General features: G+C 42.2%; 17 protein-coding genes and 1 riboswitch. Of the genes, 10 read left to right on the top strand and 7 right to left on the bottom strand.

Annotated elements, in window-relative coordinates:
• The first annotated feature begins 6 nt into the window (after positions 1 to 6).
• Complete coding sequence (locus Q7P97_RS07080) at positions 7 to 1,866, top strand: bifunctional homocysteine S-methyltransferase/methylenetetrahydrofolate reductase (protein ID WP_303968444.1); 1,860 nt, start codon at positions 7 to 9, stop codon at positions 1,864 to 1,866.
• Complete coding sequence (metH, locus tag Q7P97_RS07085; protein WP_303968446.1) at positions 1,847 to 5,281, top strand: methionine synthase; 3,435 nt, start codon at positions 1,847 to 1,849, stop codon at positions 5,279 to 5,281. Before Q7P97_RS07080 ends, metH begins: the two co-directional genes overlap by 20 nt.
• Before the next feature lie 229 nt (positions 5,282 to 5,510).
• Here the strand turns inward: metH and Q7P97_RS07090 are convergent, their stop codons facing one another.
• Positions 5,511 to 5,885 (bottom strand): hypothetical protein, encoded by a 375-nt coding sequence (locus tag Q7P97_RS07090; protein WP_303968447.1) that lies wholly within the window; start codon positions 5,883 to 5,885, stop codon positions 5,511 to 5,513.
• A 309-nt stretch (positions 5,886 to 6,194) separates the two neighbouring features.
• Here Q7P97_RS07090 and Q7P97_RS07095 point away from each other — a divergent pair, with 309 nt between their 5' ends.
• Entirely contained in the window at positions 6,195 to 6,596 is a 402-nt protein-coding gene (locus tag Q7P97_RS07095; RefSeq protein ID WP_085427496.1) for a thiol-disulfide oxidoreductase DCC family protein, read from the top strand.
• A gap of 106 nt (positions 6,597 to 6,702) precedes the next feature.
• On the opposite strand, the gene Q7P97_RS07100 is transcribed toward Q7P97_RS07095, so the two are convergent.
• Positions 6,703 to 7,059, bottom strand: a complete 357-nt coding sequence (locus Q7P97_RS07100; protein ID WP_303968449.1) for a DUF779 domain-containing protein — start codon at positions 7,057 to 7,059, stop codon at positions 6,703 to 6,705.
• A gap of 42 nt (positions 7,060 to 7,101) precedes the next feature.
• Positions 7,102 to 8,643: an aldehyde dehydrogenase gene (gene adh, locus Q7P97_RS07105; protein ID WP_303968451.1), complete on the bottom strand. Its 1,542-nt coding sequence runs from the start codon at positions 8,641 to 8,643 to the stop codon at positions 7,102 to 7,104.
• A 291-nt stretch (positions 8,644 to 8,934) separates the two neighbouring features.
• Here adh and Q7P97_RS07110 point away from each other — a divergent pair, with 291 nt between their 5' ends.
• The 3 genes from Q7P97_RS07110 to Q7P97_RS07120 are packed head-to-tail and all read left to right on the top strand — an operon-like array spanning position 8,935 to position 12,647.
• A complete protein-coding gene (locus tag Q7P97_RS07110; protein ID WP_303968453.1) occupies positions 8,935 to 10,029 on the top strand; it encodes an endospore germination permease in 1,095 nt (364 codons plus the stop codon).
• 39 nt (positions 10,030 to 10,068) lie between these two features.
• Positions 10,069 to 11,508: a spore germination protein gene (locus Q7P97_RS07115; RefSeq protein ID WP_303968455.1), complete on the top strand. Its 1,440-nt coding sequence runs from the start codon at positions 10,069 to 10,071 to the stop codon at positions 11,506 to 11,508.
• Positions 11,505 to 12,647 (top strand): Ger(x)C family spore germination protein, encoded by a 1,143-nt coding sequence (locus tag Q7P97_RS07120; RefSeq protein WP_303968457.1) that lies wholly within the window; start codon positions 11,505 to 11,507, stop codon positions 12,645 to 12,647. The genes Q7P97_RS07115 and Q7P97_RS07120 overlap by 4 nt, the downstream gene beginning before the upstream one ends.
• Positions 12,648 to 12,702: 55 nt before the next feature.
• Here the strand turns inward: Q7P97_RS07120 and Q7P97_RS07125 are convergent, their stop codons facing one another.
• A complete protein-coding gene (locus Q7P97_RS07125; RefSeq protein WP_303968459.1) occupies positions 12,703 to 13,899 on the bottom strand; it encodes a DUF3238 domain-containing protein in 1,197 nt (398 codons plus the stop codon).
• Positions 13,900 to 14,092: 193 nt separating this feature from the next.
• Positions 14,093 to 14,194, top strand: a riboswitch (TPP riboswitch).
• Positions 14,195 to 14,256: 62 nt separating this feature from the next.
• Here Q7P97_RS07125 and thiM point away from each other — a divergent pair.
• The 4 genes from thiM to thiW are packed head-to-tail and all read left to right on the top strand — an operon-like array spanning position 14,257 to position 17,020.
• Positions 14,257 to 15,027, top strand: coding sequence for a hydroxyethylthiazole kinase (thiM, locus tag Q7P97_RS07130; protein ID WP_303968461.1), 771 nt, complete (start codon positions 14,257 to 14,259; stop codon positions 15,025 to 15,027).
• An 18-nt stretch (positions 15,028 to 15,045) separates the two neighbouring features.
• Positions 15,046 to 15,861, top strand: a complete 816-nt coding sequence (gene thiD / locus Q7P97_RS07135) for a bifunctional hydroxymethylpyrimidine kinase/phosphomethylpyrimidine kinase (RefSeq protein WP_303968463.1) — start codon at positions 15,046 to 15,048, stop codon at positions 15,859 to 15,861.
• A complete protein-coding gene (thiE, locus tag Q7P97_RS07140) occupies positions 15,861 to 16,520 on the top strand; it encodes a thiamine phosphate synthase (protein ID WP_303968465.1) in 660 nt (219 codons plus the stop codon). Before thiD ends, thiE begins: the two co-directional genes overlap by 1 nt.
• A gap of 11 nt (positions 16,521 to 16,531) precedes the next feature.
• Positions 16,532 to 17,020: an energy coupling factor transporter S component ThiW gene (thiW, locus tag Q7P97_RS07145; protein ID WP_303968467.1), complete on the top strand. Its 489-nt coding sequence runs from the start codon at positions 16,532 to 16,534 to the stop codon at positions 17,018 to 17,020.
• 70 nt (positions 17,021 to 17,090) lie between these two features.
• Here thiW and dsdA read toward each other — a convergent pair whose 3' ends face one another.
• The 3 genes from dsdA to Q7P97_RS07160 all read right to left on the bottom strand — a co-directional run bounded on the left by dsdA (position 17,091) and on the right by Q7P97_RS07160 (position 20,253).
• Positions 17,091 to 18,395 carry a D-serine ammonia-lyase gene (gene dsdA / locus Q7P97_RS07150; protein WP_303968469.1) on the bottom strand — a complete coding sequence of 435 codons (1,305 nt, stop codon included), beginning with the start codon at positions 18,393 to 18,395 and terminating at the stop codon, positions 17,091 to 17,093.
• Between the two features lie 115 nt (positions 18,396 to 18,510).
• On the bottom strand, positions 18,511 to 19,122 hold the full coding sequence (locus Q7P97_RS07155; protein ID WP_303968471.1) for a response regulator transcription factor: 612 nt from the start codon (positions 19,120 to 19,122) through the stop codon (positions 18,511 to 18,513).
• A 3-nt stretch (positions 19,123 to 19,125) separates the two neighbouring features.
• The gene (locus Q7P97_RS07160; RefSeq protein ID WP_303968473.1) at positions 19,126 to 20,253 is read right to left on the bottom strand and encodes a sensor histidine kinase; all 1,128 of its coding nucleotides are present in this window, start codon (positions 20,251 to 20,253) and stop codon (positions 19,126 to 19,128) included.
• Positions 20,254 to 20,318: the final 65 nt, after the last annotated feature.

The following is a 20,318-nucleotide window of genomic DNA, read 5'->3' on the forward strand; positions in this document are numbered from 1 at the left end:
GGGAACATGTCATTGCTAGAGAAGCTACAAACAAATGTCCTAACAGCAGATGGGGCAATGGGGACGATTTTATATTCTTACGGAATTGATTATTGTTATGAAGAACTAAACATAGAAAAGCCTGAAATTATAGAGCAAATTCACCAAGACTACATCGCAGCAGGTGCAGATATCATTCAAACGAACACATACAGCGCTAACGCGATTAAACTGGCTCGCTATGGTTTGGAAAGTCATGTGACGGAATTCAATAAAGCAGCCATCCAAATCGCTAAGCGCGCGGCAGCTCCAGGCGGACAATTCGTTCTCGGCACAATCGGTGGTCTACGTGGCATTCGTAAAAGTGATGCTACATTGGATGAAATAGAAAAAGTCGTATTAGAACAAGCAAACGCATTATTAACAGGTGATCCCGACGGCCTTTTGTTGGAGACCTATTATGACTTTGAAGAATTAGCATCTGTTGTTAGCACATTAAAGAAAGTTACGGACGTGCCATTAATTGCACAAGTTTCTATGCATGACCCCGGTGTACTTCAAAACGGACTTTCATTAAACGATGCTCTTCACCAACTCGAGTCTCTCGGTGCAGACGTTGTAGGCGTCAACTGTCGCTTAGGGCCTTACCATACGATTCAAGCATTCGATAATGTTACGTTACCGAAAAAAGCATTTTTATCAGCTTATCCAAACGCCAGCCTATTAGACGTAGAAGATGGACGAATAGTCTATGAATCAGAGGCAGAGTATTTCGGTCGCGCTGCCGTACTACTTCGCGATCAAGGGGTTCGGTTAATCGGTGGATGTTGCGGTACAACACCTAAACATATTAAAGCAGCCAAAACGCAGTTAGCTAGACTTTCGCCTATTACAGAAAAAGTCGTACAGCCATCAAAACCTATCGTTATTCAAGAAGCGAGTCCTGTACAACACCAGCCTCTTCACATAAAAGCTAAAACGGAGCGTACGGTGATTGTTGAGTTGGATACACCGCGCCATTTAGAGACAGAAGATTATGTCAAAGGTGCGAACGCATTATACGATGCAGGTGTTGACGCGATTACAATGGCGGACAACTCACTTGCCTCCCCTCGTATTAGCAATATGGCGATGGGCTCAATCATTAAAATGCAACACAATATCCGTCCGCTCGTTCATTTGACCTGTCGCGATCACAATCTTATTGGCTTGCAGTCACATTTGATGGGTCTGGATGCACTAGGTATCACAGATGTGTTGGCAGTAACAGGTGACCCGACGAAAGTGGGAGATTTCCCTGGGGCTACGAGCGTTTATGACGTGAACAGTATGGAGTTAATACAATTAATCAAAAAGTTGAATGAAGGTATTTCCTTCTCCGGAAAGCCATTGCGCAAAAAAGCCAACTTCTCTATTTCAGCGGCATTCAATCCGAACGTACGCGTAGTGGAGCGTGCCGTACAACGGCTAGATAAGAAAATCGAAGCGGGCGCAGACTACTTTATCACTCAACCTGTTTATACAAAAGAAAAAATCATAGAAGTCTATGAAGCAACGAAACATTTGGATACACCGATTTTCATTGGGATTATGCCGTTGACGAATATTCGAAACGCAGAGTTCTTGCATCACGAAGTACCCGGCATTAAGCTTTCCGATGAGGTATTGGAAAGAATGCGCCAGTGCAGTGATGATCGAGATCAATCGACAGAAGTTGGCCTTGAAATTGCAAAAGAACTTCTCGATACAGCAGCGAAATACTTTAAAGGTATCTATCTAATTACACCATTCCTTCGTTACGATATGACGTTAGAGTTGTATGAGTATATTAAGGAATTAGACGAGCAGAAGGAGAGGGAATTACTACATGCAGAGACATCCTATTGAAGAACAACTAGATAAACGAATCCTGATCATTGACGGTGCGATGGGGACGATGCTACAAGCGGAAGACTTCTCGACAGAGGACTTCGGCGGAGAAGAATACGATGGATGTAACGAATACATGAGTGTGTTACGCCCCGATGTTTTAGAAAGGATTCACGATGAGTACCTAGAAGCCGGCGCTGATATCATTTGCACGAATACGTTTGGTGGTACGCCACTTGTGTTGAATGAATTTTCACTAGGTCACCGCGCAAATGAAATTAATGCAAAATCAGTTGAAATTGCAAAAAAGAGTGCGGCGAAGTTCTCCACTCCGGACTGGCCACGTTTTGTCGCAGGTGCAATCGGACCAACGACGAAGACACTTTCCGTTACAGGTGGAATTACGTTTGATGAACTATCTCATGATTTCTACATTCAAGCAAAGGCACTTGTCGAAGCAGGCAGTGACTTGATTCTGATGGAAACGAGTCAGGATATGCTGAATGTAAAGGCTGGGACGATTGGTATTAAAAAGGCATTTGAAGAACTCGGACGCGAAATACCCATTATGATTTCAGGTACAATCGAGCCTATGGGTACAACTCTCGCAGGCCAAAGTATCGAATCTTTCTATATTTCCATTGAACACGTTCACCCCCTCTCGGTCGGGTTGAACTGCGCAACCGGTCCTGAATTCATGACTGATCACTTGCGTTCATTATCAGAGTTAGCGACAAGCTATGTTACATGCTATCCAAATGCCGGATTGCCCGACGCAGAAGGACATTACCATGAATCACCTGAGTCCCTATCAAAAAAGCTTGTAGGCTTTGCTGAAAAAGGTTGGCTAAATATGGTTGGCGGTTGCTGCGGTACGACGCCTGACCACATTCGTGCAATTAGAGAAGCAGTAAAAGACTTAAAGCCTCGTCAAATAGCAGAACCTCATGGCCACGCAGTTTCAGGTATTGAACCATTACTATATGACGATACTATGCGTCCTCTATTGATTGGTGAACGTACAAACGTGATCGGTTCACGTAAATTTAAGCAACTTATCGTAGAAGAGAAATTTGAAGAGGCTTCTGAAATCGCACGCGCACAAGTAAAACGTGGAGCGCACGTATTAGATATTTGTCTTGCCAATCCCGACCGTGATGAGTTGCATGATATGACTCGCTTCATGCAAGAAGTAGTGAAGAAAGTTAAAGTCCCTCTAGTCATTGACTCGACAGATGAAAACGTCATTGCAGAAGCGCTAAAATTCTCTCAAGGTAAAGCGATCATCAACTCCATTAACCTAGAAGATGGTGAAGAACGCTTTGACGCAGTACTTCCTTTAGTTAAAAAGTATGGAGCAGCTGTTGTAGTTGGAACGATTGATGAAATCGGAATGGCTGTAACGAGAGAGCGCAAACTTGAAGTTGCGTTACGTTCATATGATTTACTCGTCAATAAATGGCAGATCCCGCCTGAAGATATTATTTTCGATCCTCTCGTCTTCCCCGTCGGCACAGGCGATGAGCAATATATTGGCTCTGCTGTTGAAACGATTGAAGGAATTCGATTAATCAAAGAAAAACTTCCACGTACTCTAACCACTTTAGGTGTCAGTAACGTATCATTCGGACTACCGTCTGTTGGTCGTGAAGTTCTAAATGCCGTTTACTTGTATCACTGTACACAAGCAGGTCTTGATTATGCGATTATAAACACAGAAAAACTTGAACGTTATGCTTCGATTCCAAAAGCCGAAGTAAAGCTGGCAGATGATCTACTGTTTTCCACAACGGATGACACACTGGCAGCATTCGCAGACTTTTATCGTGGTAAGAAAAAAGAGAAAACAGAAGATGATCTACCGAAAACTGTGGCTGAACGTCTTGCATACTATATAGTTGAAGGAACAAAAGAAGGTTTAATTCCTGACTTGGATTCCGCTTTAAAAACATATGATGAACCACTTGATATCATCAATGGTCCGCTTATGACAGGGATGGCTGAAGTTGGCCGTCTATTCAATGATAATCAGCTGATCGTAGCAGAAGTTCTACAAAGTGCTGGAGTCATGAAAGCTTCGGTTTCCTATCTTGAGCAGTTCATGGAGAAAAAAGAAGACGATTCGGGGAAAGGTAAAATTATATTAGCTACAGTTAAAGGCGACGTACATGATATCGGGAAAAACTTAGTAGAAATCATATTAAGTAATAATGGATTTAAAGTAATCGATATCGGCATCAAAGTAACCCCTGCCGCATTGATTGAAGTAATCCGTAAAGAAAAGCCAGACATTGTAGGTCTGTCAGGATTACTCGTTAAGTCTGCACAGCAAATGGTCTTGACTGCCCAAGACTTCAAGGCCGCGGGTATTGATACGCCTATTATGGTTGGCGGAGCAGCGTTGACAAGACGCTTCACCGAAACTAAAATCGCTTCTGAATACGATGGTCCAGTGATTTTCGCTAAAGATGCGATGCAAGGACTTGATTTGGCAAACCGTCTACAAAGTGAAGGCAAAGAAGAGCTACTTGAAGAATTAGTGCAAAGTATCGAAAAACGTGAAGCCAATGATGCCATAAAAGCAAGTCGCGGAGCTGTAGCAGTTGCGGTTAAGCCGCGTCCAGTGAAAACGGTGCGCACCGACGTTCCGGTATTCGTACCGACAGATTTGCGCAGACGTGTCGTGAAAGATTATTCTGTTGCCCACTTACATCCTTATGTAAATATGCGCACACTGATCGGTCACCACTTAGGCCTGCGTGGAAACGTCGATAAAATGCTTGAACGAAAAGATGAACGCGCAGTTCAACTTCACGACATGGTCACCGAGTTCTTAAAGTCCGATAAAATGAAAGCTTCCGGTGTTTATCAATTCTTCCCTGCTCAAGCAGATGGCGATGACGTGATCATTTACGATCCGGAAGATTCAAAAACCGAAATCGAACGCTTCACGTTCCCACGTCAAGAAAAGGAACCATTCCTATGCTTGGCCGACTACTTGAAAACAGTAGAAAGCGGTGAAATGGATTACGTCGCATTCATGCAAGTAACTGCCGGCAAAGGCGTTCGTGATTATGCAAACAAATTGAAAGCGGAAGGAAAGTTCTTAGAAAGCCACGCATTCCAGTCAACTGCTCTGGAACTCGCGGAAGGATTCGCTGAACGGATTCACCAAGAAATCCGTGACCAGTGGGGATTCCCTGACCCAACTGACTTCACTATGCTCGAACGTTTCGCAGCCAAATACCAAGGCCAGAGATTCTCATTCGGCTATCCAGCTTGTCCAAACCTAGAAGACCAAGCCAAACTCTTCCGCCTCATCAGACCTGAAGAGCATGGAGTTATTCTTACCGAAGAATTCATGATGGAACCCGAAGCATCCGTATCCGCAATGGTCTTCGCACACCCCGACGCGAGATACTTTAATGCATAACATTAAATGCTAAAAGCGCCGTACAGACTCGACAGGCGTTGGAGGAACTACCACAAAGGCGCTCTTTGCCTTTTTGGTAGTTTCGAAACGTCCCGAGAGTCTGGCGCTTGAAGCTGGATAACATTAAATGCTGAAAGCGCCCGATAGACTCGACAGGCATTGGAACAACTAAAACAATCCGCTATCTCTGAATTACTAGAGATAGCGGATTGTTTAAATTATAAAACGATTAGCGGCATCTTCTACGGCGATGGCAACCTTCGCCACCCCACATACCTCCAGATCCTGGTCCAAATCCTGGTCCCATTCCCGGTCCTCTTCCTGGCATAATAGTAGAGCCCATAACGTTTTCAGTAGTTTCTGTATAGTAGTGCTGTGGCACACCGACCACGTGGTGTCGATTCACATTCACGATCGGATGAATAAATGGCATTTCCTGTTTAGTGAAGCAATCATTAAAGCGATACTGCGGTGGGCAAACTACGGGTTGGAAACCTTGCTGTCCACCTTGCATACCATGCATACCATGCCCTGGCTGATACTGTTGGTGCCCCCATCCTTGCTGGTGATGTCCACCTGACATTCCACAATGTCCTTGATTCATTTCTCCACCTCCTTATACCCTATTACATGCGAGTTAATAAGTTTGTTACGGGCTACCGCCATAGAATAGTAAAAAATAAAAAGCAATATCCTTGATTACTAGGAATAAAGGACACTGCTACATTATTAACAGATTGTTTATCCTTCACAGTTTGTAGTCGTAAAAAATTGGAGTCACGACGCAACTCCAGCTCAGCCAGATAGAGTAATGATCTAATAAAACAACCTACTCTGTTTAAAGCGCATGAGTGAAATTTACGTTATGTGGGTATAGTACGATATCATCTATTTTTTGAAGGAGAGAACTTATATGAAACGAAATAGAATTATACTATTTGACGGTGAATGTAACTTCTGTGACGCGAGCGTGCAATTTATTATTAAACGTGACCCATACAAACATTTTTCATTCGCTTCTTTACAAGACGATGTAGGTAGAAAACTTCGTAAAGACTACCAAATTCCTGATAATGTAGATAGCTTAGTATTGATTGAAAATGGTAAAGCTTATACGAAATCAGGTGCAGCTTTACGTATCGCGAAAAAATTGGATGGTCTTTGGCACTTAGCATTTCTATTCATCGTCATTCCACCAGCAATCCGCGATATCGCCTATGACTATATTGCAACAAACCGATATAAATGGTTCGGCAAAAAGGAATTGTCCTGCATGTTGCCTTCACCTGAAGAACGTCAACGTTTTATCTCGTAAAGGTTTTAACTATCTATCCAAATACGATAAAAAGGACTGAAAACAAGCTCCGATATTCACGGAGTTGCTTTCAGTCCCAGCCTTCCTATTTTACGGAAGGCTTTTTTCATGAAGTTAGCTTCTTATATTCTTCGTCGGAAAAAGCCCGTGATCTAGTCAGGAAACGTTTCCCTTCCACTCCTTCGAGCGAAAACATTCCACCACGTCCATCGACTACGTCAATAATTAGCTGTGTATGCTTCCAATACTCAAATTGACTTTTCATCATATAGAATGGCATGCCGCCGATGTGCCCTAGCAATACGTCTTGGTCACCGACAATTAAGTCTCCATCTTCGTAACACATCGGGGAAGATCCATCACAGCAACCGCCGGACTGATGAAACATCAGAGGACCGTGCTTATCTTTTAACAACTCTATAAGAGCCAACGCTTCTTCTGTTGCGACTACTCGATCTGGCATAGGAATTCCTCCATTCACTGCGGATCCTCCAGACAGATTCGATCAAAAGAATCCTTGTTTGCTTTCATCGTAGCTAACTAGCATATTCTTTGTCTGCTGATAATGAGCTAGCATCTGTAAGTGGTTTTCACGGCCGATACCCGAAGCTTTGTAGCCACCGAAAGCAGAGTGTGCTGGATATGCATGATAGCAGTTCGTCCATACGCGTCCTGCTTGAATCCCGCGACCAAAGCGGTACGCTGTATTCATATCGCGCGTCCACACACCTGAACCTAGTCCATACAATGTATCATTCGCAATTTCTAGCGCTTCTTCTTTATCTTTAAACGTTGTTACTGCAACTACAGGACCGAAGATTTCTTCTTGGAAGATCCTCATCTTATTATGTCCTTTAAATACAGTCGGCTTCACATAATAACCTTCTGCAAGATCACCTTCGAGTTTATTTTGCTCTCCACCCGTCAGACATTCTGCACCTTCTTGTTTTCCGATATCTAGGTAAGAAAGAATCTTCTCTAGTTGTTCAGTCGATGCCTGGGCACCCATCATGACCGTTGGATCCAATGGATTTCCTGTCTTGATCGCTTTAACACGCTCAAGTGCACGTTCCATGAACTTATCGTAAATGGACTCCTGAATTAACGCACGAGACGGACATGTACAGACCTCTCCTTGGTTTAATGCGAACATTACGAAACCTTCAACTGCTTTATCAAGGAATGCATCATCTTCCGCCATTACATCTTCAAAGAAAATGTTCGGGGATTTTCCGCCCAATTCCAATGTAACCGGAATCAAGTTTTGAGAAGCATACTGCATGATCAGACGGCCTGTTGTCGTCTCGCCTGTGAAGGCAATCTTATTGATCCGCGGATTGGATGCTAATGGTTTTCCTGCTTCTAGTCCGAAACCGTTGACTACGTTCAGAACACCTGCCGGCAGTAAGTCTTCGATTAATTCAACTAATACCAAAATAGACGCAGGTGTTTGCTCAGCAGGCTTTAGCACGACACAATTTCCTGCCGCTAATGCCGGAGCAAGCTTCCATACTGCCATTAGAATAGGGAAGTTCCAAGGAATGATCTGACCTACGACTCCTAGTGGCTCATGGAAGTGATAAGCTACTGTGTCGTTATCGATTTGACTGACTCCGCCTTCTTGCGCGCGAATTGCAGAAGCAAAGTATCTGAAATGGTCAACTGCTAGCGGAAGATCAGCATTCAATGTTTCACGAACAGCTTTTCCGTTATCCCATGTTTCAGCTACAGCAAGCATTTCTAAGTTCTCTTCAATACGATCTGCAATTTTCAGCAAAATATTTGAACGTTCAGTGACTGATGTTTTTCCCCACGCATCTTTTGCTGCATGAGCTGCATCCAAAGCTAGTTCAATATCTTCTTCAGTAGATCGCGCTACCTGAGTGAACACCTTACCTGTAACTGGTGTTGAATTATCGAAATACTGACCTTTTACTGGTGCCGTCCACTTGCCGCCGATGAAATTATCATAGCGTTCTTTGAACTGAACCTTTGAACCTTTTGTATTTGGATTTGCGTAAACTAGATTTTCTGAAGCTTGTACCATACTGCGTCACACTCCCTATTCTCATTAATTTGCTTGTATCTCAGCGCAACTGTTATGCACGCAAAGCTATTATACGAAACATAGTTTCACTTTATTCCTGATGTGTACGCTTTCATAAGCTATCTTTTATTCTAAACTATTTGGAAAGCGCTTTCAATCAAATAGTTTTATAGATTACACAAATTCTTGAGTGTTATAGAACCGCTCTATTTTAATCCGCTTAGAAAGATTATAAAACTGTACATTTTAGGCAATGCTAAAGAAAACTACTTTAGCTAAGAAGGGATTCCTATGAATCAAAAAGGCTCTATCGCTGTTTTGCATGTAGTGTTTTTATCTATGACGGTTATTGGACTGAAAAACCATGTGACCATTATTCCTTCATTGCTGGAGGATGCACGTAGAGACGGATGGATATCAGTCATAATTGCGTTTCTTGCTATCTTTCCATTTGTCTTTCTTTTTATCTATATCCATAAAAAGTCCGAACGGAAACATTTGATGAAGTGGCTAACTGATAATGTTGGCAAGGTGCCATCAGCTGTCATCCGATATATGGTTGCAATTTTTCTGCTGATTTTGTCTACTTTTACAATGGTCGAGATGTTGGAGTGGATTACCGCCACCTTTTTACCGAAAACTCCCCTATTTTTATTATTGCTAACATTTAGCGTCTTATGCGTTCTACTTGCGATGGCCAATTTACAATCAATAGTCACCGTCAATGCAATCGTGTTGTTTGGTGTAGTCATTTTTGGATTTTTCGTAGCGTTTACTAACTTGCAAGTGAAAGATTACAACATGTTAAAGCCTTTTTTAGAACACGGCGTACAACCTGTCCTCAAGTCCGCTATCTATCCTGCGTCGGGATTTATAGAGCTGTCATTGCTTCTCTTCATTCAGCATCGCGTGAAAAATCCGTTTCGCTGGTACCATTTCACGGTCATGATGCTCATCTTGCTCGGGCTGACGATAGGTCCACTCGTCGGAGCTATTACGGAGTTCGGACCAGAAGAAGCTACGAAGCAACTGTATCCTGCTTATGAGGAATGGGGACTTGTCTCGATTGGTCGCTTTTTTGAACACTTAGACTTCCTTTCCATTTATCAGTGGCTAACCGGCGCCTTTATTCGCATTGGTTTGCTACTCTTCATTGCAATTGACCTGTTAGGGATGACCAATGATAAGAAAAGGATTTCACAGATCATCTTGCCGGCCCTCTTCTTCATGAGCGTATCCTTACTTTTAGTGAGTGACCATGTATTTCTTAAAATCAAAGGTGATTATGTTTTAACCGGCACATTTGTATTCTTGTTTCTTCTAACACTCTTTCTCGTCTTCGCTGCACAACGGTCGGGAAGGAAGTCAAGAAAACAGCCGAACTAATCTATTAGGAAATGGTGATATAGTATGAGAGCTCCTTATATGAGCATTGATCTGGATTCACTACAGCAACTTTTTCTACATTCTGGTGATATACAGTTCCACCCCTATACTTTTCAATCACATACAGTCTATTTCATTACATGCGATTCAATGTTCGATGCACAGTTATTGAATGAAGTCGTGATTCCAAATGTACGTGAATTATATGCTGATAATAAAGAAAGCATAAGTGAGCAAGTTCTTTGCTCTTCTTTGTATATACCAAAACTCCAGATTCCCAAAACAGAAAAGGAACTAATTATGCTGGTGTATACGGGGCATGTACTCGTGTATTTTGAAGAGCTCCAATTAGTTGTGGCCGGTAATATTGAAAGTAAACCAAATCGGTCACCTGAAGAAACACGTTTAGAAGTTCCGGTTAAAGGACCTCGTGATAACTTCATTGAAGATATTTCAGTTAATATTGCACTCATTAGAAAACGCCTTCCAACCGATTCTTTATGCGTGGAAAAGTTCGAATTAGGCGCTCGGTCAAAAACTACTGTAGCACTTATGTACTTCGATGATATTGCCAGTGAAGATACGTTAAACCAATTGCGTACACAGCTGGGCAAAGTGAATACGGATATTGTGTTCAGTGGTGATGAATTGATGGAGTTAGTGAACAAAAAAGCCTTGCTCTTTCCTCGATCTGACTATACAGGACGACCCGACAATGCAATCCAGTCATTGGCGAGAGGTCGCTTTATTATTCTAGTGGACGGTGTAGCCTACGCCGTCATTACTCCAATCAGTTTGTTTTTATTAATGAAAACATCCGAGGATTTTGAATTTCCAAGTCTCCAAAGTTCAATCCAGCGACTGCTTCGTCTCAGTAGTTTATTAATCGGTTTACTGCTGCCCGCTTTCTGGCTTGCACTCACCGTCTTTCATCAAGATCAATTGCCTATTCAATTATTAGCTACCGTCGTACAGGCAAACTTAGGTCTACCTTTTCCTTCTATGTTTGAAATGTTATTGATGCTTAGCTTATTTGAGTTATTTCGAGAAGCAGGTTTACGTCTTCCTTCTGTAATTGGAAGTACGATTGGGGTTGTAGGTGGATTGATTATTGGAGATGCGGCAATACGCGCAGGTTTAACAAGTCCCGCTATGATTGTCGTGATCGCCACTTCTACAATTGCGGCCTATACTTTGGTTAATCAATCACTCGTTACAGCAGTCAGTGCGTTACGCGTGTTTTTTATTTTACTTACAGGATTGATGGGTTTATTTGGTTTTTATGTATCTTTATTTGCTACCCTTTTATATTTATCAACAATCCATACATTCGGGGTCCCTTATTTGAGTATTGCAACAGACATCAAGTGGAAAAATATTAAAAAGACATTGTTCCGCCTACCTACTGAACAATACAATGAGCGACCCGACGTATTGCATCCAAAGGATAAAACTCGCCAGAAAGGAACCGAAGAATGAAAAAAACTGTGTTATTTGCGACACTTTGTCTGACGTTATTCTTGGCGGGTTGCTGGGATATGAGAGAACCCGAGCGAATGCTGTATGTCAACGGCTTGGGTGTTGATTATATAGACAATCAATTTCACATATATGTACAGATTATCGACTTTGCTAACACAGCAAAATCCGAACAACCCGTAACTGACATTCCCCAAGCGGAAGTAGGATTCGCAAAGGCCGATACAATTGATGATGCCATTGCCCTGCTCTACCACTCTGTTGATCAGCAAGTGTTCTGGGGACATTTCTCTTATATCGTTTTATCGGAAAAAGTGCTGGAACACGGCAAATGGAATGCGGTTATTGACAGTTTTATACGGTATCGTGAGACGCGCTATCAAATTTGGTTATACGCAACACGTGACCCGGTGCAGGATGTACTTCTGGTCAGACCTGTTATCAATAAAGCCCTTACCCTATCAAAATTGGGTGATCCAGACAATTCCTACGAACAAGAATCGTTTGTCTATCCTACGAATATACGCGAGCTGATTATCGGTTTGGACGAGCCGGGTCACGAAGCGGCAATCCCTCTTATCAATGTAAAGGATAACTGGGAGTCTTCAAAAGAGTCCGTTGCAGCACCTGTTTTATCAGGTATAGCGTCCATTTCACGCCACAATTTCAAAGGATTTATTTCGGGTTCTAGCGCAAGAGGATTGCAGTGGATGACGAAGAAAACTAAACGTGGTCGAATTTCTTTCAAAACAGAAAGAGATGATCATGTATCCATAATAGTCGATAAAGTAAAACCGATCATTACACCCGTCAATAAAAACGGTGTGAAATTTAATGTGGAAGTAGATGTCGAAGCATCACTGAGTACAAAGGAAGGTTCTATTTCGATAAAAGAAATCCAGAAAAGATTAGAGGAAGAGATATCTAAACAAATTTTAGAGACATACAAAGAGGCTGTAGAAAAAAACATTGATGTCTATCGATTTTCTGAACATTTATACAGAAAGGACTTGAAGACGTGGAAGAAATACGAGCAAGACGGAGGTATTGAACTAACAGAGGAATCAATCGGGAAATTGAACGTACGAGTCACAAAGCTTAATTCAGACCGAAAGAGTTTTCAAGAAACGATCAAATAGAACGGCATAGTCAAATAAACCGCCGCAATCCACTATGGACTGCAGCGGTTTATTGTTAATTACATGTCACGTAACGCCAATAATTATCTCCCAGCACACCTGTCAAATACGCTAAGCCTTCACTTTCAGTACGATGCAATGAGCGCCAATCCTCGTCATCAAGCGCCAAATACACTTCATGATGTGGTGCATCGTTATGATAGCCAACTAAGTCTAGGTTCCCTTGCTGATCTAAATGTGCTTTTACTTCATAATGAATAGGCGGTGAAGCGGTTAGTGGATTGCCCACGTCATGGTTGATGGCAAAATGAACTTCTGTCGATTTCCCTTCTAATCGCTCGATTTCTATACCATCTACAGACGCATGGTCGTGGCGCTTATATCGTTTCATATAATTCATACCAATTGAAGGTCCAGTTGCTTTCGTAAATTGAAGTGTGCTATCGCCTCCGATAAACTCTCCTTCTATGTCCACACGGGTACGGAAGCTTTTTCCTTCTGGGTTAAAATCTCGATCATCACCTGTGAAATATGGAATCGGTGAAAAGAGATTGGGGTTTTTTATGATGTCTTCTTTTAAAAACGTCGCATAACGGAACTTCCATTGCTTCAATTCATTTAATTTCTTTCTGTCAGCAATCGGTATAAGTAATTGATCCCGTTGCTTTACACATACAGAAAAAGTATAGACTTCTTCGGTTGGTTTATTATTCGGATTCGGTGGCATAACCACTTCATACACTTTGGATGCAATCGATTTACTGACATTCATTTTCTGATTGCTGTTAATCAACGGACGCGTTGCCGAGACACTGTATACTACTGCCTCCGAAGGACTTATCTCACGATCAATAAAACGATTATCTGTTATTGTTTCGAGATATTGACCGTTGCGGTAAATATCGAACTTCTCCACATCTTTGATCCACTCCCATGACAGGGCAATTTGTGATGAAGCGGCAATCGTTGTGATGACTAATCGCTGTAAAGGATGTTCATCTTCCTGTACTTCAGTTAGGGCAGATGTCTGGATAACAATTACATCTTGAACCCGTCCTTCCTCTACTCGTTCCACTGTGTATTGGAAAGGATGTGACGGATCTAACTCCCCATCCGAAAACTTCGGAGCGGTTCCTTCATATACTTGCCGGTCATTTTTATAGACACGGTAATAACCACCTATGTCACTCCACGTAAACGATATATCATCCAATGAATGGTCCATTTGTTGAATTTCAAATAATTTCTCCATTTGCGATCTACTCCTTTATATCCATTTCATCTGAAAAAGATAAGACTTCTTCAGATAATTATGTAACGTTTAGCATACGGTTATACTTGACCACCTAAGCGCAAACACTCATTTTCATACTTGTCAATCTGTTTATTGCAGGATCATTTTATCCTAACCTATCTATATGATATAATTAGCTTGTCTGATACATAGTCACCACTAGGGGTGCCAACATTTGGCTGAGATGCAATTATGCAAACCCTTTGAACCTGATCTAGTACAACCTAGCGGAGGGAAGTGGGTAGTTTTTATACCCAACCGCCCATCCTAGTATGGGCTTTTTGTATATATACCTTTATAGGGAGGAAAAGAAACATGCAGCTTATTCAACAACTGCGACAAGAGCAACCACTTATCCACTGCATCACGAATTTCGTAGTGGCCAACTTCCAAGCTAACGGGTTACTTGCAATAGGTGCATCTCCTGTAATGGCCGATGCGGTGGAAGAGGCGGAAGATATCGCAAAAATCGCCGCTTGTAGCGTTCTAAATATTGGAACGTTAAAGCAACAAACGGTAGATGCAATGATTTTATCGGGGAAAAGTGCACGTGCAGCCGGCAAACCTGTTGTCTTGGATCCAGTTGGGGCAGGTGCAACGCCTTTTCGTAAAGCAAGTGTTCTCAAAGTTTTAGACGAAGTAGACGTCACATTAGTTCGTTGTAATGCAGGGGAGCTGGCGGCAATTGCAGATATTCCATGGAATGCCAAAGGTGTAGATGCGGGCGAAGGACAAGCAGACATTGAAGATGTTGCCAAACAGACAGCACGCAAGCATAACTGTCTAGTAGCAGTTTCAGGCGAAGTGGATATCGTTACTGATGGACACACGACAGTATCTATTACAGGCGGACATCCAATGATGACAACGATTACGGGAACAGGTTGTTTACTTAGTTCAGTCGTCGGTGCTTTTCTAGCGGTGGGAATAGAGAGCCCTATGGAAGCAGCGGCAGATGCACTTTCATTTTATAAGCGTGCTGGAGAACAAACAGCGCAGATTTCTAAAGGTCCTGGAGACTTTGCGATGAACTTCTTAAACATCTTATATTCTTTAGATCGCGAAACAAAAACATACTTTGTGTAAAAGATAGGAGGTTTTTTAATGACAATTCAAGTAGCTATGACTATTGCAGGATCAGACAGTGGTGGTGGCGCGGGAATCCAAGCTGATTTGAAGACTTTTCAAGAGCTCGGTGTATTTGGTACTTCTGCTATTACGGCAGTAACTGCACAAAACACATTAGGTGTACAAGATGTGTATCCGGTACAAGCTGACGGGGTAATCGCACAAATGAAAGCTGTACTTGACGACTTTGACGTGAAAGCCTGTAAAACCGGTATGCTATTTTCGGCCGAAATCATTACAGCCGTCGCCTCTTTATTAAAAGAATATCCACCTATTCCATTAGTGATTGATCCTGTGATGATTGCTAAAGGCGGACACTCTTTACTACAACAGCAAGCGATTGAGGCGCTGAAGGAACAGTTAATACCTCTAGCAACCGTTATAACACCAAATATTCCTGAAGCAGAAGTACTGACAGACATGAAGATCTGTACTGATGAAGAGATTCAACTAGCAGCAGAAAAACTTATCCAGCTCGGCGCAAATGCTGTGGTCATAAAAGGTGGTCATCGCAGTGACGTGCTCGATGCGAAAGACTATTATGCAGATGTGGACGGACAATCATTCACAGTCACTACCCCTTGGATCCAAACGAAAGACACACATGGAACGGGTTGCACGTTTGCAGCTGCTTTGACAGCGTTTCTTGCAAGAGGTTATTCTCTACCCGATTCAGTAGCCGAGGCAAAGCAATTCATTCAAGCAGCAATTGAAAATGGCTTACAACTCGGCTCAGGTCATGGTCCTACGAATCATTGGGCATATGGCCAGTTAAAAAGGGAGTTGCTCTGATGCGACAAGTAGAAGTGAAGAAAGCATTGGGCTTATACTTTGTCATGGGTACGCCAAACGTAAAAAACCATGAACCCTTAGCTGTATTGGAAGCAGCACTTCGTGGCGGCGTTACGTGTTTTCAGTTGCGCGAAAAAGGTGATAGTGCATTAACGGGTGACGCTTTACTTGGATTCGCAAGAAAATGTCAGGCATTATGCAGATTATATCGTGTTCCGTTTATAATTAATGACGATGTAGATTTAGCATTGGCACTTAATGCGGATGGTGTACACGTTGGGCAAGATGACGAACAGGCAGACAGTGTTCGCAAACGGATTGGTCCTGATAAATGGCTTGGTGTCTCGACACATAATGCAACTGAAGTTCAACTGGCACAATCGATTGGTGCAGATTACATAGGACTTGGCCCAATTTATCCGACGACAACTAAACTGGATGCTTCAGAAGTCGTCGGAACAAACCTAGTGGAAAAAATCCACACTGCATTTCCCGACATGCCAATGGTAGCAATTGGCGGAATTACGCTAGCTACTACTGAGTCTATTATACGGGCGGGTGCAGATGGCGTGGCGGTAGTATCTGCCATTGCCTCTGCAGCCGACCCACAAAAAGCCGCAAAATCTATTTCAAAAACGATCCATTCTACTCTAAAGTAAACGAGGTTGCTATGAATACACGTAAAATGATTTTTATGACGATGTTCGTCGCGATTGCAGTCGCAGGCTCTGCATTTGTTTCATTTCCAGCCGGCATTGCTAGGGCCTATCCTATTCAACATGCGGTGAATGTGATTGTCGCTATTGTGATGGGGCCAGCCGCGGCTGTTACCGTTGCTTTCGTGACAGGATTGGTCCGCATATTGACAGGAACGGGTTCATTGCTCGCATTTCCAGGCGGTATGATTGGTGCCTTTTTGGCGGGTGTTCTGTATAAGCGTTTTAAAAAGAATTGGAGTGCAGGCGTTGGTGAAATTATCGGTACTGGTTTGATTGCGCCTTTGTTTGCTGTTCCGTACGCAAAAATTCTGATGGGCACTACGGTGACCGCATTTTTCTTCTTGCCACCGTTCCTCGTATCAACAGTTAGCGGTACCATTATCGGTCTGTTACTAGCTCCTAGACTTTTAAAGTTAAATTTATTTAAAGACTTACAGTGAACTAAAACAAAAGATCCGCAGAGACTCTTCTCTGCGGATCTTTTGTCGATTTCCCGGGAAATACCGTGCATTATGTATTCACTTGATTATAATAGCGCTGCATTTCTTCCTTCGGTACCATGTTTCCACCCGTTCCCCACACTAGATGTGTAGCATTTATAGAATTGGCTAAAGGGAGTTTAGATGTTATTACGTGTAGAGGACCTGTCATACCAGCAAGTGCGGAAGGTTCTAACCAAATGTTTTCACTATCCGCGAGCATTCTCAAAAGTTTGAACAATGTTTGATCCGCTACCGTATAGCACCCCGTCAAGAAAGGTTCCATCGTTTTTCCGACAAAAGCTGATGCTGTACCAACCGCTAATCCGTCGGCTGCTGTTTGATTATCCAATCCAAAGTCTGCTACGGATACTTGATCATGCATTCCCGTCATCATACCAATCATCATGCACGGTGAATGGGTAGGCTCGGCAAACAGGCAATGAACATGATCGCCTAATGCTAGCTTGAGTCCGAATGCCACGCCGCCTGGACCTCCCCCCACTCCGCAAGGTAAGTAGACAAATAAGGGATGATCTTTATCCACAACGATATGCTGTGATTTTATTTGTGACGCAACTCGTTCTCCTGCTACTGCATAGCCCAGGAATAAATCCGTAGAATTTTCATCATCGACAAAGTGACACATTGGATCTGCGTCTGCTTGACGTCGACCTTCTTCCACCGCTTTACTGTAATCATCAGCATATTCCACTACATGGACGCCTTTTGAACGCAATAACTCTTTCTTCCACTGCTTAGCATCTGCCGACATATGCACAGTGACATCAAAGCCAAGTTTTGCACTCATGATTCCAATACTAAGTCCTAAATTGCCCGTCGAACCTACAGCAATCTTATATTTCCCGAACAACTCACTGAATGCAGGCTTATTAAATTGACTATAGTCTTTCGTAGAATCGAGCAACTGATGATCAATAGCCAATGTTTCAGCATGTTTTAGTATTTCATAAATACCTCCACGCGCTTTTATTGAACCTGAAATCGGAAGCGCATTATCTTGTTTTAACAACAGTCTACCCGGAATATCTATCTTATACATTGATTCAAGCGCATGCTTCATTTGCTTAACTTCTGTCAAAGGAGACTCAATTATGCCATCCTGAGTATCCGGAAAAACTTTTGCCAAATAAGGGGCGAAACGCTCTAACCTTTGACTAGCATCCTTTATATCGTCTTCCGAAACGCGTGTTTTCGTTAGACCGCTAGCTACGGATTCTAGTAAAGGATTACACCATAACACCTCTTGCTTTTCCATCACCGTTTGCAACAAAGGTTGTTTCTTAAGCCATTCATTTCGCATAAGATCATTCATGCAGTGTCGCCCCCTTATAATAAATTCAGCCCCAGTATAACATAGCGACTTTGCCATATTTATAGAGATCTTGCAGGATTCATCTGTCATTATTCGCCGAACTCATAAATTGATTTTAACTAAACCAACCTTTTTCATTGAAGAGCGTAATCGCTTCTATGCGATTGCGTACACCGAGCTTATCCAAGATGGTCGATACATAATTTCGAACGGTTCCAGGTGATAAAAATAACTCCGCGGCAATTTGCTTCGTAGTTTTCCCTTCTGACACAAGCTTCAGTACTTGCACTTCCCGCTCGGTCAACGGATTTTTCTCTTCTTCCTTCATATCAAACGCCAAATCGATTAACTCCGGTGCATAAATACGACGCCCTTCAATAATAGAATGAATAGATTTTACAAGCTCTTCAATCGGATTATCTTTTAGTAAATATCCACGGACTCCGGCATTACGTGCCCGTTCGAAATACCCTGCCCGCGCAAATGTCGTCAAAATAATAATCTGACAATCTAATTCTTGGAGTTCTTCTGCAGCGTCAAGTCCTGTTTTAATAGGCATCTCTATATCCATAATACAAACATCTGGTTGAAGGCTTTTAACTAAATCTATAGCTTCCTGACCATTCTTAGCCATACCCACTACTTCCATATCTTCTTCCAGATCCAATAACGACCCCAGCGCACCGAGCAGCATTCCTTGATCTTCTGCAATTACAATGCGGATCATATATCATCCCTCCTTTATTTGTTTCAGGACAGCAGGCACGGAAATTTTAAGTTGCGTCCATTCGTCACTCGTAACTGATAATTTACCGTTAACGAATTCCAATCGTTCTTTCATACCATCCAGTCCGTTACCTGGTAAATTTGCCCCGTCTTTCGCTATACCAATTCCGTTATCTTTCACTTTAATTACGAATGATTTTTCTGTGTGTTCAAATTGGATGTAGCATCGCTCTGCATAGCTATGTCTCACTACATTATTGATCGCTTCTTTCAAACACATAACCAATACGTTTTCTACAATAGGAGACATGTCAGGGAAATTTGGATTGCCTTCTAACTCCACTTCAATTTCAGCTGCTTTTAGCAATTGTTGAACTCGAACCAGTTCATCTTTAATCTTCACTCGCCGCATACCACTGACGAGTACACGTACTTCTTTTAAAGCAGTACTAGATATTTGACGTATGTCTTGAATCTCCGCTTTTGCGGAATCGATATCTCGATCCATTAATTTAGAAGCTAGGTCACTTTTCAAACCAATCATCGATAGTTTTTGTCCTAACGTATCATGGAGATCCCGTGCAATCCGCTCGCGTTCTTGAATAATCATTAGCTCGGATATCCGTTCTCTGGCAATCTCTAACTGATCTTGCAGTAAGTCTCGCTTTTGTCGATTGTATAGATTGAAAGGCAATAATACTACGCCAATAACTGTAATAATAACAAAGTGGATCTGCGGTAAAAACAACTCAATTTCAAGAAAGAATCCTGCAACAATTGCTGCAATTAAAATCGCAATATGTAATCCGTAAATAATGAAAAACCCTGCTGGCCTTCTAATATTGCCAATGGAAAACGCAATGAACAAAGATAAATAGACATAACCAAATAATAATGTCATCGCGACCGTAATCACAATTTCAAAACTGATCCACATATACATAAGACCACTTTTGGATTTGGCGGAGAAATAGTATGACAGGAAAAATAACACTAATAATATAACGCCAATCGTTAAATTAAATGGAGATGCGCTTCGCAAAATAAAAAAGAAAGGCAATATACAAAATACAACCCAAGCATAAATACTGAGCCATGGACTTTTTGGAAATATACTATACCAACTATACATCAGTTCTGATCGCCGTCCTTTTCATTCCATTGTAACAAATATTTACTCGTCTAGCTCTCTCAGGA

The sequence above is a fragment of the Sporosarcina ureae genome (genome assembly GCF_029267015.1).
GTDB classification, from domain to species: domain Bacteria; phylum Bacillota; class Bacilli; order Bacillales_A; family Planococcaceae; genus Sporosarcina; species Sporosarcina ureae_D.

Bases quoted from the DNA above. Each gene is read 5' to 3' on its own strand.
- thiE (WP_303968465.1), top strand. From the start codon at position 15,861: ATGCGACAAGTAGAAGTGAAGAAAGCATTGGGCTTATACTTTGTCATG.
- thiW (WP_303968467.1), top strand. From the start codon at position 16,532: ATGAATACACGTAAAATGATTTTTATGACGATGTTCGTCGCGATTGCA.
- Q7P97_RS07120 (WP_303968457.1), top strand. From the start codon at position 11,505: ATGAAAAAAACTGTGTTATTTGCGACACTTTGTCTGACGTTATTCTTG.
- Q7P97_RS07100 (WP_303968449.1), bottom strand. From the start codon at position 7,059: ATGCCAGATCGAGTAGTCGCAACAGAAGAAGCGTTGGCTCTTATAGAG.
- Q7P97_RS07080 (WP_303968444.1), top strand. From the start codon at position 7: ATGTCATTGCTAGAGAAGCTACAAACAAATGTCCTAACAGCAGATGGG.
- Q7P97_RS07155 (WP_303968471.1), bottom strand. From the start codon at position 19,122: ATGATCCGCATTGTAATTGCAGAAGATCAAGGAATGCTGCTCGGTGCG.
- thiD (WP_303968463.1), top strand. From the start codon at position 15,046: ATGACAATTCAAGTAGCTATGACTATTGCAGGATCAGACAGTGGTGGT.
- adh (WP_303968451.1), bottom strand. From the start codon at position 8,643: ATGGTACAAGCTTCAGAAAATCTAGTTTACGCAAATCCAAATACAAAA.
- thiM (WP_303968461.1), top strand. From the start codon at position 14,257: ATGCAGCTTATTCAACAACTGCGACAAGAGCAACCACTTATCCACTGC.
- metH (WP_303968446.1), top strand. From the start codon at position 1,847: ATGCAGAGACATCCTATTGAAGAACAACTAGATAAACGAATCCTGATC.
- dsdA (WP_303968469.1), bottom strand. From the start codon at position 18,395: ATGAATGATCTTATGCGAAATGAATGGCTTAAGAAACAACCTTTGTTG.
- Q7P97_RS07095 (WP_085427496.1), top strand. From the start codon at position 6,195: ATGAAACGAAATAGAATTATACTATTTGACGGTGAATGTAACTTCTGT.
- Q7P97_RS07090 (WP_303968447.1), bottom strand. From the start codon at position 5,885: ATGAATCAAGGACATTGTGGAATGTCAGGTGGACATCACCAGCAAGGA.
- Q7P97_RS07110 (WP_303968453.1), top strand. From the start codon at position 8,935: ATGAATCAAAAAGGCTCTATCGCTGTTTTGCATGTAGTGTTTTTATCT.
- Q7P97_RS07115 (WP_303968455.1), top strand. From the start codon at position 10,069: ATGAGCATTGATCTGGATTCACTACAGCAACTTTTTCTACATTCTGGT.
- Q7P97_RS07125 (WP_303968459.1), bottom strand. From the start codon at position 13,899: ATGGAGAAATTATTTGAAATTCAACAAATGGACCATTCATTGGATGAT.
- Q7P97_RS07160 (WP_303968473.1), bottom strand. From the start codon at position 20,253: ATGTATAGTTGGTATAGTATATTTCCAAAAAGTCCATGGCTCAGTATT.